This window comes from Armatimonadota bacterium (assembly GCA_039679645.1).
In the GTDB taxonomy this organism is placed as follows: Bacteria; Armatimonadota; UBA5829; order UBA5829; family UBA5829; genus UBA5829.
Map to the genome: position 1 here is coordinate 15,442 of JBDKUO010000055.1, position 12,803 is coordinate 28,244.

11 protein-coding genes are annotated in these 12,803 nt (G+C 52.1%); all 11 read right to left on the reverse strand.

Annotated elements, in window-relative coordinates; genetic code table 11:
• Positions 1 to 12: 12 nt before the first annotated feature.
• Positions 13 to 3,393 (reverse strand): acetyl-CoA decarbonylase/synthase complex subunit alpha/beta, encoded by a 3,381-nt coding sequence (acsB, locus tag ABFD83_11280; protein MEN6357651.1) that lies wholly within the window; start codon positions 3,391 to 3,393, stop codon positions 13 to 15.
• Positions 3,390 to 4,619: a hypothetical protein gene (locus ABFD83_11285; GenBank protein ID MEN6357652.1), complete on the reverse strand. Its 1,230-nt coding sequence runs from the start codon at positions 4,617 to 4,619 to the stop codon at positions 3,390 to 3,392. Before ABFD83_11285 ends, acsB begins: the two co-directional genes overlap by 4 nt.
• Positions 4,620 to 4,684: 65 nt before the next feature.
• Positions 4,685 to 5,437 carry an AAA family ATPase gene (locus ABFD83_11290; protein MEN6357653.1) on the reverse strand — a complete coding sequence of 251 codons (753 nt, stop codon included), beginning with the start codon at positions 5,435 to 5,437 and terminating at the stop codon, positions 4,685 to 4,687.
• A 2-nt stretch (positions 5,438 to 5,439) separates the two neighbouring features.
• Positions 5,440 to 6,486, reverse strand: coding sequence for a methionine synthase (locus ABFD83_11295; GenBank protein ID MEN6357654.1), 1,047 nt, complete (start codon positions 6,484 to 6,486; stop codon positions 5,440 to 5,442).
• Between the two features lie 67 nt (positions 6,487 to 6,553).
• Entirely contained in the window at positions 6,554 to 7,585 is a 1,032-nt protein-coding gene (gene aroF / locus ABFD83_11300; GenBank protein ID MEN6357655.1) for a 3-deoxy-7-phosphoheptulonate synthase, read from the reverse strand.
• Positions 7,586 to 7,608: 23 nt separating this feature from the next.
• Entirely contained in the window at positions 7,609 to 8,406 is a 798-nt protein-coding gene (locus tag ABFD83_11305; GenBank protein ID MEN6357656.1) for a site-specific DNA-methyltransferase, read from the reverse strand.
• Positions 8,407 to 8,489: 83 nt separating this feature from the next.
• A complete protein-coding gene (locus ABFD83_11310; GenBank protein ID MEN6357657.1) occupies positions 8,490 to 8,735 on the reverse strand; it encodes a hypothetical protein in 246 nt (81 codons plus the stop codon).
• Positions 8,736 to 8,843: 108 nt separating this feature from the next.
• Positions 8,844 to 8,966, reverse strand: coding sequence for a hypothetical protein (locus ABFD83_11315; GenBank protein MEN6357658.1), 123 nt, complete (start codon positions 8,964 to 8,966; stop codon positions 8,844 to 8,846).
• On the reverse strand, positions 8,963 to 11,401 hold the full coding sequence (locus ABFD83_11320) for a discoidin domain-containing protein (protein MEN6357659.1): 2,439 nt from the start codon (positions 11,399 to 11,401) through the stop codon (positions 8,963 to 8,965). Before ABFD83_11320 ends, ABFD83_11315 begins: the two co-directional genes overlap by 4 nt.
• A 225-nt stretch (positions 11,402 to 11,626) precedes the next feature.
• Complete coding sequence (locus ABFD83_11325) at positions 11,627 to 11,902, reverse strand: hypothetical protein (GenBank protein ID MEN6357660.1); 276 nt, start codon at positions 11,900 to 11,902, stop codon at positions 11,627 to 11,629.
• Between the two features lie 24 nt (positions 11,903 to 11,926).
• Positions 11,927 to 12,796, reverse strand: a complete 870-nt coding sequence (locus tag ABFD83_11330) for a hypothetical protein (GenBank protein ID MEN6357661.1) — start codon at positions 12,794 to 12,796, stop codon at positions 11,927 to 11,929.
• Positions 12,797 to 12,803 lie beyond the last annotated feature (7 nt).

The window sequence follows — 12,803 nt, forward strand, 5'->3', positions numbered from 1 at the left end:
TGCACTCAGCCTTTACATGTTATTCATCTCAGCTATCTTATTCTTAACCGTCTTAGCGGCAATCGGATGATACATAATCAGCAAATCCGCACCAGCATTGAGCAGGCTCATGGCGGTCGCTATCTCAAGCAAAGCGCCGCGCCCGGCAGCCGATCCCCAAAGCGGGAATGTCTGCTGGGGAGCCTTGCTCTCCTTTGTCTTTGCAACCTCGCTGCCTGGAGTGCCCAGCATAGGCATTGCAAGCATAGCGTCACCGGTGAACGCGGAAGTGCGTATGCGCTCCATAACCGAGTATGTATACTCAAGGCCATAACCTATAGCACCGGTAAGAGCATCAATCATGATCTTCTCAGGGGCTATACCCATATTGGTCATCAATATATTGAGCTGCTTGGCCATATTGACATCAATCGGTGTTTGGGAGACCACGCAATGACCATAGCCCATAGCGGCGGCGGTAAGAGTCTTGTAGTTATCCGTCTCCGCCCAGTTGAGCAGCAGGTTTTCACCTGCAAACGCGCCGGCTATCTGCTTCATGACATCGTTCATTTTATCATAATTGCCCGGCCCGGTCACTATGATCGGCACCCCGACAGCCTTGAGCACGCTCTCGACAACTTTCGCCGCCTCGTCTGGTGACTTATCGCCATTGTCGGGATGCGTTCCATCGAGCCTTACGCTGATTGCCTCTGCTCCAAGCTCCTCGACACAGTATTTCGCCATCTCGGCAGGGTTCTCAAGTAAGCTGCCGTAGGCTTCATGCATGCTCTCGGGCAGTTTCGGAGAGACCTGATCGAAGACCTCCATCGCGACGACCTGCCTGCAGCCGGTATCGCCCTCGAAGTGCCTAAATGGGAACGCGGATGCTCCGCCTATAGTCACGGCAGATGTCCGAGTCCCACTGCCGCCTAGCGTGACTGTGCGAACCTGCATATTGACGCTCTCGCCGGGCACACTGAACTTGCCGGGCATTACTATCTTTGCTGATTGGCTTGGGGTGGCGATTCGGAGATCGCCACCCATCTTAATTAGGAGATCGCCATCCATCTTTGCATCCGATACTACAACAGGCGCGGCGGTAACTGCTGCGGCAGGCTTACCCACCGGCACGGCTGTTTTGACAGGAGCATCTTTAACAGGTTCGACGGGCTTGCGCTCCGCCACAGGAGCAGCAGCCTTCTTGGCATCCCATGCGGCAGCTTCGGGTGACGGCTGGGTAATATCCCACATATCCAGTGCCGGATGGCTCACCTTTTCCATATAAGCTCGGATCGAGGCGTCATCCATAGCGACGGTCTCGTCAGCGATCATATCTATGAACTCGGGTATGCCTATCTGCTCGCCGATGTGAAGCAGCTCTTCGCGCATGGAATCTTTGAGCTCTTTGGGCATCCAGACAATGCGTTTATGACCGCCGTCCGATGAGATAAACTTGCGGCTGGAGATATACGCCTTGCCTACGCCTATAAAGCCGGGGGTCTGAATACCTCCACCGATCATACCTGCAAGAGTGGAGAACTTCATCCCCATTGGAGTATTTCCCGGATACTCACGGCTCACTATCGCGACGCCGTTGCACTCCGGAAGCATCGCAACTATTGCCTCGAAACACCCGCAGCTTGTCATTGGGTCCTTGAGCATCGAGTAGGCGTTGAAGCACTTGATCGTCTGCTTGGAGTTTTGATAGACATAGTCGTTGATATTTTTCCACTGACCGCGAATCGGGTCCAGACACTCGCCCTTAACCAGCGGCTGGTTCGGACCGGTCGGGTCGATCTCATAGGCTGCCTTGCCGTCCAGCCAGTTATACGCACCGCACAGCCCCAGCCTCTCGGGTGTAATTACGCAGACATGATTGGGAGCAAAGCTCTGACAGAGCAGGCATGAGTAAAACGTGTCCACGGTCTCATCAGTCATCGACTCGACACGCAAATTGCGCTCTCGATACACTCTGCGCGCTTGCGCAAGACGCTTTTTGACATCTTCTTTATCAGTAAACAGGGTCACCTGGACTTTGTCCACAATCGCCGGGTACTCATTCAGGAGCTTGGCATGAAGAATCTCACCCAAATGGGCGATAGTAAAGCCCTTGGCTTTGGCGTTCTTGCTGATCCGCACCCAGATGATGTCGCGCTGGCCCATGTGCCAGATACCCTCTGCGCCGTTGATCAGATGGTGGATCTGGCGCTCAAGGATCGACTCGAAGTCGGGCTGCATCTTGCGGCCGGCCACTTCGACCCATATGCCCAGAGGCAGAGCAGTGCCCGGCTCTACGTCGTCCACATCCGGGCCGACAACTTCTATCTTGCCGTCCTGAACTTCATCAAGCTCTTTTGTGGTCACATACTCGAAGGCAGGCGTTCTGTTGCCGCCGAACTCGACATGGGTCTGCTCTTTTCTGACTCTTTCACCCTCGAATGCCGCGCCGTAAGTGACAGGGATCGGGACCTTGGTAATCTTGATCTTGCACCCGCGCACTTCAAGGGCCTTCTCGACTATCTGATCGAGCGGCACGTTTGAGACTATGTGCTCGTAAGTGCAGACTCCACTAGGCAGTATCTGCGGGATGGCAGTATCGGCTATTATCGGGAAGCCATAACTGAGCGCCCCGGCTGCAGCGGCGCATTTGATCTCATCTACTGCGCCCAATGCCATTACAAACGCGAAGATGCGGTCTTTGTTATATTTGAGATTTCGGGCATAATCACCGGGCTGGACCCCGCCAAATGAAAGAGCCGCGCGGTTGGCAAATCCTAATGCATAAACTGCAGCCGAGACATCCTTGCCGAAGGGGACAAGGCGGGTATCCCAGCCGACCTCGACTCCGTCCTCGACAAGCTGCTCAGCGAAGGAGATACCGCCAGTCTCGCCAGCCATAAATACGTAAATATTTTTCTCCTGTAGCTCACGAGCGATCTTAACTGCCGTCTCAACGTCAGGTGCAGCCCCGACAATAGCGGCAAAGCCCGGAGCGGAGCCGTCTACAAACTCGATCCCGCGCTCACGTATAATTACATCGCTCGCAGCGCCCAGCCATATTCCATCTACCGGACTGGGGCCGATCAGATATTTACAGGCTTCAAGCATCTCTGCTGCAAAAAGAGTCGCCATCCCCGCGTCGAGAGTGCTGCCGAAATACGGCAGCCATGCGCTCTCAGACGGCGGAGGAGCGAGCAAACTTTTGCACTCATCCAGAACAGGCAGCATATCTCCAAGGGTTTCGACTTTATGGCCCAGCAGAGAGTAAATAACCGGCAGATAATAGGCCGTGTCGGGAAAGCCTACCGGGCAGTTACTGCCCTTGTCGGCGATAACCTGCCGCACAGCCGAATCGACAGCCCCTACCACTTTTTGTGCGCCGGATATGGCTATGGAGGATATAACTTTGCTCATACCAGTTCCCTACGCTCTTTCATATCTAATAATTTGCGCTCGCGCTGAGTGTTGATTTTCAGGTTGTCGCGTTTGGACTCGATGTGCGTGATGATGGCGTCAACCGGGTCGTCGATGGTGGAAAGCGGAAAGCGGAAAGTGGAAAGATCAGATTTGCCTGTCACTGTGAACAGGCCGCTTGCTGCATAGCAACCTGCAATCGCAGCACTTCTTCCCTCTATTCCGCTGCAGTATACGGCAACCGGCATATCTGAGAAATCCTCACCCAGACCACCTAAGGCAAGCAGTTCGTTTGCCAAAAAGAGAATACGGGCGCTTTCATAACAAGAGCCCATCTGCAAAACGGGCGGCATCCCGATCATCTCACACATCTCAGCAAGTGTCTCACCTGCCCGTTCAGCCGCAGCATCCGGCAGCAGCAATCCAGCCTTCGCCAGATCGACAACCGAGCAGCCGATATTGAGCACGAGAACGTTTCGCTTAATAAGCTCATTCGCTATATCGGCCAAGCTATTATCGCCTTGGCTGCATCCAAACACACAAGCGATCCCGCGTATTCTACCGTCGGTGATTGCATCGGAGAGGACTTTGAGCCCGGCTCTGAACCGCCCGCCAAGCATATGTGCAATAGACTCATTAGAGAACCCTGCAATAAGCCTTAAGTCCGTGGAAAGATTCCCCGGACCACCAAATTCGGTGTTTTTCATAAAATCGGTAAAGCTTTTGCACTCAATCTTCTTACCAGGATCGATGTGAGCCACAAACGGCTTTGGCGAACCGTTCAGGATATCTGACGCGATAGTAGCAATCAGTGAACCTATCCAGCCATCTGCTATGCCGCACTTCATGCATGTCTTGGCCGGATCGCCGGTATTAGCCAGAGATTCAACCACAACCGAATCAATCCCGCTGGGCTCTATACCAAGACTCTTCCAGTGCTGTCTGAGCTTCGCCGGGGCCAAGTGCAATATAGCGCTCGGCTGGCTTGACCAGGAAAACTGGCTCATAAAAAAGCCTGCCAGTGCGGATGCGACGGTGCAGTCATCCCGGCCATCTGTCTCTATATCGAACAGCGCTGCAGCTTTGTGTAAAAGCCCAGCATCTGCTATTCCATTTTGCGTTTGCGCGGAAAGCTTGAGAACTGCCGTTTTTGTCTTGGCAAAATCAGAAATGGAAGCTGCGCCCATCGCGCATGCACGCGTAAATTCCCCTATTTCAACAGCCATTAGCTTCTCCTAAATTGGTCGTGGTCATCACTCAGATAATAATAATCAATATAAAATATAGAATACTAAATCAATTGACTCATCAGCTTGTCTACACTCACTCGGCAGGCCGAATCAGATGGTATATTGCCGACTGCCGAGCCGTCAGCATCCAATGCCGCAACATTATCATCCATCTTAATGACCTCAAGGAGCGGCAGACCCGTAGCCTCTGCCTCGACCTTGACTCTATCCGGCAATACACCGTCCGGCACTCGATTGACCACCAGACCACGATTTGCGACCGGCGTGCCCATCTCCTGTGTAAGATCTGCAATGCGCTTTGCAGTGCGGATACCCCGCACGCTGCAGTCCGACACTATTACCAGAAAGTCTATCTTCAGCAGAGTCCTTCGTGAGATGTGCTCGCATCCGGCTTCGCTGTCTACCACAATATGCTTGTAACCAGACGAGAGGCGTTGAATGACATCACGCAGCACGTTATTAGCGAAACAGTAGCAGCCGGGGCCTTCGGGTCGACCCATCACAATCAGGTCGTAGCCCTCCTGCTCCACCAGAGCCGACTGCACCTGCATATCCAGAAATTCCTGCTTGGCTATCCCGGCCAGCTTGCTCGCAGTCGTCCGTGCGTCCTCGCGTATGCCCCCGACGCTCGCCTCATACGTGATACCAAGAGCCTCGTTGAGGTTGGCATTGGAATCCGCATCCACGGCTAATACGGGTGTCTCTTTGTGCGCCACCAGCCACTGGAGAATCATGGTGGAGATAGTTGTCTTGCCCACCCCACCCTTGCCTGTCACAGCTATTGTATAACCCATAACTACCTGCCTTGCAGCGTCCTGCTCGTCTCACTTAACAATCTGAACACCAACTCCGCATCATCAACGGGCAGCGAGCCTGTCCCACATGACGGCGTAATAAATGCCCGGTCGATAATATAATTGCGGTCCAGCCCGCTCTTTGCAGCAAGGTTATCTACAGCCGAATTGAACTTCGCAATGAGACTCTCGACCGATTGGCCGCGCACTTTCTCGCTATTTGTAGGCACTATTCCCCAGGCCAGATACTTGCCCGCTTCCAGATATTTCTTGACGGAATCGGCATAGAGAGCAATGGTGTCGCCGAAGTCGAATGCGTCGAAGCTGATTATATCGACCCCGGCGTCGATAAGAATCGACCACTCGGTATTGCCGCAGCAGTGGATTCCCGCGAGCGCGCCTTCGGAGTGAACGGCTTCGATCACCTCGCTGAGAGTTGAGATTACATCTTCACGGCTCACGCTTACATAAGTCGATGACCCGAATGCCGAGAGAATCGGCTCGTCTATAAAGCAGATCACCTTTTCGGCATAGGGTTTGAATTTGCGGATCTGCCAGCGGCATTTCATCGCCAGAGCCTTTATGACGGCGTCTTTGTAGACATCGTTGTAGTAGATGGCGCGCTTGTCCTGGTCTACAATCGTGAGACCGAAACTGAGCGGCCCGGTTGTCTGCACCTTTACAAACGGCCTAGATGAACCCGATGCCTTCAGCGTCTGCTCCAAGGCATATATCCCCTTGGAGTATTCCGGGCTTATGGCGAAGGCGTCGACGTCGTCCATCGCGATCTTCTCCATAAATGCGCCGAGCGCCATGAAGGTGTCGTCAGTGGTATCGAAGTAAATTCTCTGCTTTTCATTGTCGACCACGACATCCGGCAGGCCCTCTGAGTATTGGATCTCCATCTGCTCGTTCATGCCGTTGGCGGGAAGCTGAGGCCACATAGGCGCATCGGGGATACTATTAAGAATGATATTTATGGCGTCATCGGCGTCGGCATGCGGCAGACTGCCAATCGCTGTGGCCATGCATTTGGGTAAAAAGCTCACTTTGGCTGATTCTCCTGTGTTTGTTGGACAGCACTAGATTACAATATTGAGCACCAAATTACAATATCTAGGCTATAAATCGCCCTACTGCAGAAGCCACAGCGCCTAGTTCGTCCATAAGTTTGGAGAAAACATCAAGATCGAGAGACTGCGCACCGTCGCACAGCGCCTCGCAAGGATTGGGGTGAATCTCTATCAGCAGACCGTCCGCGCCCGCTGCAACTGCAGCTTTGCTCATAGCAGAGACGTATTTCCAGTTGCCGCATGCGTGTGACGGGTCGACGATCACAGGCAGGTGCGAAAGTGTCTTGACCACCGGCACAGCCGACAGATCGAGAGTATAGCGAGTGTGATTGCGTTCGAGAGGGTGCACGCCGCGCTCGCATAGGATTACATTTCCGTTGCCCTGCGCAAGAATATACTCCGCCGCCAGGAGCCACTCGTCGATAGTCGCGCTGGAGCCACGCTTGAGCACAATCGGGTGCCTTGTCTTACCAACTTCAATGAGCAGCGGATAGTTCTGCATATTTCGAGCGCCTATCTGGAGAATATCGGCGTGCTCGAGTATCGCGTCGAGATCGTGCGGGTCCATGACTTCAGTCACGGTGACCAGGCCCATGGCCTCACCAGCCTCTTTTAATAACTTGAGGCCTTCGAGACCCAGCCCCTGAAAAGCATACGGCGAGGTTCTAGGTTTGAACGCCCCGCCGCGAAGAATTTTACCGCCGTGCTCTTTCACTGCTTTGGCGGCTGCCATAAGCTGATCACGGCTTTCGATTGCGCAGGGCCCGGCAGCCACAATCACTTCCTTTGAGCCGATGGACACGCCCTTAACCGTCACGACAGTATCCGCTGGGTGAAACTCACGCGAGGCACACTTATATGCGCGCGTAACCTGAGTGACATGATCGACTCCGGGCATGCTTTCGAGAATACTTGTAAGGGCATCACGAAGATCGGGCGGAATTGCGCTGGCTATTCCGATAGCAGTCCGCTCGCCTCCGGGCATGCTTTTGGGCTTGAGTTTGTAGGTGGATATACGGTCAACGACTGCCTCTATCTCACTCTTTGAGGCGCCGGACTTCATTGCAACGATCATGTTGTGCTCCGTAACTTATCAGTTTATGACATTATCTTAAGCTTGCCCTGCTCCGCTGTCAAGCGCTCGCAGGACTCCGTATAGTAATCATCGGCGATCTCAAAACCAATAAACGGCACACCAAGTCTGGCGCAGGCAATCGCACTGGAACCAATCCCGAGAAACGGGTCCATTACAAGTCGAGCGCGTTCAAGGCCGTGCAGCCTAATGCACCGCATCGGAAGCTCGATTGGAAACGTAGCGGGATGCGGACGTTCCTTATCACGACTCTGGATAGTCTCGTATGGGATAAACCATGTGTTGCCGCGGCAGCGCAGGTCTTTATCCGCACTCTTCCAACGGCCTATGTTGGTCTTATCCTGATAGGGCACGCCTACAGCCAGTCTATCGAGAGGAACATCGCCGCGCTTCGTAAGATGAAATATATACTCGTGGCAGTCATTGAGAAAGCGCTGTGAGGATATCGGCTTGAAGTGGCCGACTGCAACATCGCACACAATTCCAGGATATTTGCCGACCTCACTCTTTAATATCGCAATCGACTTTACCCAGTGGATCACATTTTGGAGTGTAAAGTGCCTGACCATAACTTCCAGCAGTTGAAACGGTACCAGCGGATCTTTTGGCTTGCCTCCGACATTGAGGAAGAGCGATCCCTGATCGGAAAGCACTCGCTTGATCTCTACAGCCCACTCATCCATCCATGACAGATAGTCCTCACGTGAAAGTGTGTCGTCATAGCCGTTGTAGTTGATCCCGAGGTTATATGGCGGCGAGGTCACGACAATGTCCACACTGCCCGCATCCAGGCTGTCGTGCATACCCGAGATGCAGTCTCCATTTATCAGTCTGATCTGAGCATCATTGCATGTGAATATCTGTGAATTTGTGGCCGGTTCTGTAATTATTTCGTTTTCTCCCTGCTGGCTAAGGCTATTTTCCTCAACTTTATCATCATAGTGGCGACATCACGCGCGCCTTCAAACTTCTCGACTATATGCCCTTTAGAATCCGCCAATACAGACGCTGGCGGGTTTGCCAAAGACAGGCTATCTATGGCGCTCTGGCCCGCTTTATCTTCCCAGTTGAGCTTGCGAAATTCGATTTTACTGCCGAATTCGGCCTGCATTTGCGTAAATACCTTATCCATTGCCTTGCCGCCGGGTTTTATATCGGATCGAACCAGCAGCCAAGTCGGCTTGCCCTTATTATGAAAGTTGAATGCGGGAGCAACCTGCCCCGCGCCTATCGGGACGCCTCACCCTCCACTGGAAGAACCGCATTGAGATGTTTCTTCGGTCTTAGGCTCTAGAGCCTGCAGAGCAGCCCACAATATGCCCAACACTATAACAATAGCCAGACCAATCATGAAGTTTTTCATAACATCTTCTCCAGCAGTCTGAGAGCCTGCAGACGGATTTTGTCTGCGCAAGCGGTGTCGACCCGGTCGAGCCAGTCGAAGTCGCCACTGTTGGTATCAGTAGGCAGTGCGCGAGCTTCGGCAAGCACTCTTTCTGCCTGAGCCTTCAAAGCCATATTTTTCGTCTTTGTCGCGGCGTCTTTGAGCATCGACAGACATGCATAGTCTTCCACACCTTCCTGCATAGCCTGCCAATGTATTCCATCGGTAACATCATCGGATGCAATAAAAACCGGTGTGAAAGACTGCCCATCCACACCGAACTCGTTCCAGGAGTTGCCGCCTGACGCGGGATTATATGTTCCGATATCGCCGAACGACCACGAACCTATCCCCTGCGCGCCATACTTGAACGCATACCACGCCAGCATTCGATAGTACCTGTACGGATCATAGATCCTGGTGGGTCCCCATGCGCGATAGAACCACAGCGCCTGTTCGGATGACCTCCGAGTTATATAATATTTCATATATGATGTTGTCTCAGAATTCTTCTCGCACAACTGCGGGCAGACCACATCCATAAGCAAAAAGGCATCGTGCTGCACGCCGGTCTCTGGATTCGGATACCATGGGTCGGAAAAGACACACAAATCGGGAGCGCCTGACTTGATCGCCTTCGCCCATTGAACGAAAAGCTGCGCCTGCGCGTCAGATGATGGCTCATCGATCAGATGCAGTCCGAACCGCTTAGGGCTGATCCCGAGTGACTTCACATGCCCGGCTATCAGGCGTGACCACTCGCTCACTCTCGCGTCAAATGCGGCCTCACCGGCCTTAGCTCCGGCAAAACTGTCTCCCACATATGCGAATACGAAGTAATTGCTTGCCCCGTGCCAGCGATTGACCCACTTATCCAGATTATCGAACGACAAAGCAGCTTTGAGCTTGTTGTTTGAATCGAAATCTTCCACCTTGGGCCATGGCAGGACAACCGGCTGGCCCCACGGCGAGTCCACAAACCCTTCGCGCATAAGCTTTATGGCCTGGCTCATGTTTTTCTGAGTAAGACCGCGGTCCTTATCGCCGTCTGTATAGTCCCACATACACACCGATAGTCCGGGCTGTATCATAGCGACTCTGGACACGTTCAGATCAAACGGCAGCTTTATGCGCCTAGCGCCGTCGATCACAAGTATTCCCTTATACCTGCTGGAAGCCAGTTTTGACGAGTCCACTGTAATCCATATCTTCCGGGTCATACCGGCAGGGATACTTACCGGATAACCGCCTTTTGTGTAATGGTCATCAGGCAGCGCCGCGGCCACGGGAATATACTCGGCGGTATCCGTCCAGGGAACCGAAGAAATCTTGATCCATGCAGGGTTTGGCGAGCCGTGCAGACCCTTGACACTCAAATTGACTGATACGGGCTTTTCTGAAGCATTTGTAATCAGAAAGGACTCCGAACGCCTTTCCTGTCGCATCATGTCTATTGAAAGCCCCGTATCTTTCGGCGGGCTCTTCGGACAGTCACACGGGCCTACATACTCATACCTGGGTTTCTTCCAGGCAAAGAGCGGCGGCAGGCCGCGTGAACTCAGAATAGCACCATAAACCGCAAACACCTGCGCATGCTCGCTGCAATAAGGCATTATGAGTTTGTCGGCTGGGGCAGGCTCAGGAAGAGTATCGATATTGTCCGCTATGTTCTTGAGCGCGGCGGCATACCGGCTCTTTTTACTCGCGGCGATGTTTGATGCGTCAAGCTCGGCCTTTACGGCGCGTATGTCCGCTGCCACTCTCCTCTTGATTGCCGAACGGCACGGCATCTGCTGGGCGAATGTTTTGATATCGGCTATCACTTCGCCGGACGGCTGCACGTTCAGATACTCATCTTGCCCTTTGCAGACCTCTATCTCATCAACCATAACATAAGACTTGTTTGCAACAGCAAGCCTGACGTAGCGGCCTCTGGTCTTGGGGTCATCGGAGACGAACCTGTGCGCCACATAGCCGTTGCGCAGGCTCGGGGCATCGGTTTTCGTGCGGACCATCAGGTCACCGGCAAAATGCCAGGTGATATTATCGTCACTGACAGCTACAATTACCGCCGAAGGCCAGAAGACGCCTACTCCAAAATTAGCCGCAGTGCTGTATGAAATCGCGCCTATAGGTTGGACCTTGCCCAGGTCTATCGTCATAAGGACCGGCGAAACGCCCTGCCATCCCACAGAGCCGCGCTGACCCCACAAGAAATCCGGGTGATATACCCCGTCGGTGAGCTGCTTGGCGTCGTCTGGGTCTTTACAGAGAGAGTAGTTCGGTGCCGGATCGAACGTGACCGGGCAGCCTAGCGCAATATTTACCGGCTGTGAAGAGTTATCAGCCTGTGCACAAGCGCATAAGCAGGACGCTATTGCCATCAGGCAGAAAACTCTTGCCGCAAATCTCATTATAATCTCCTCACAGTCGTTCGGAATGACAGTTGTAAGTATTCAGTATCATTCTTCTTCGTGAGACTGTCGGTTTCCTTGGATCATATAAACCGGGCGCCGGAGATTCCCTTCCCCGGCGCCCAATCCTAACGTCCCTGTTCTTGCAGTGCTTCCTGCAAACTTAACACTTTACCCTACCCTCCAGGTAAGACACCTGGAGGGATTGAAAACCTGACAATTCATTCAATCAATCCCAGCATCCAGGGTTATTGGAGCTTCAGAAGGTGGTACACCAGTTTCTTGCTCGATTTTTCTTGCGATGTCATTTTCAAGAGTAAGTAGCTTTGCACTCATATCGGTTGCTACAGCTACTGCCCTAGGAGCCGCAACAAGTGACATATTCATAACTTGCACTACAACAAGCCATACCAATTCTAGATTCTGCGCTGCTATGAAAACACGCACCATGTCTGTCCTAGCGACGATATCAGGTTGATTATTTGTTGCTCCATTAGCCAAACTCCAAAACAGAAATCGCAGCCATTAACCTGTGCCATTAATAAAAAATGCGGAATTGTTCAAGCGCCACAATGCATAGTATATTGAGGCAAAACCCACACACAGAAGTGTGAAACAAAGCATGAAAGTGAATGCAAAGTAGAATCCCTGAAATGGCAGCAAGCCGAGTCTACCAACAGTAGATTGCAGCCATTGTACCCACCCATAAAGTGTTTTTAGGGACAGTGCATGCACCTCTTGCTCTGATTTTTTCTTGCTCTGCTCATTACTAGCCTGTGTCAGAATAGACCGAATAAACTTACAGGCCATTTCTATTAGCATCTGTGGAAAAGCATATGGATTGCCACACCAGTCCGCAAAACTCGAGATTAAATATGCAAATCCGATACATATAAGCACTACACATATTCTAAGTTGTGCACAATCATGTGCATTACCTGCCCAAACCACTGCAACAATAAATAAGCTAGCAGCAATAATACGATCGCGGGTTCTCCTAAAGGAATGAAAAACACCCCGCGAAAACCGACCGATGTTTTTTCCAAAAAATATGGTTACTTTCACGTGTCTTTTTATAAGCCACCAAACAATACTAACCACAACGATTAGTGGGAAAAACACCACATAAACAGCTGTAACAACACGGTTTACTAGAATGAGCAGAAGTAAAAGTGCACCGATTACAACTGCTTTACCGCCTACTGTATCAATTGCATTCACAATTAATGAAGTAAACGCACACTGCGGAGGGTGTATGGCGGTTATACAAACTAACCACCATACTATGCCAAACACAGCATGTGAAATATTAGAACCACTTCCCGTGTCACTCTTAATCTCATTATTGTTTTTAGCACTTTTTTCTTCTAGGGTAACATCTGCATCCTCTCCCATTTAGCCA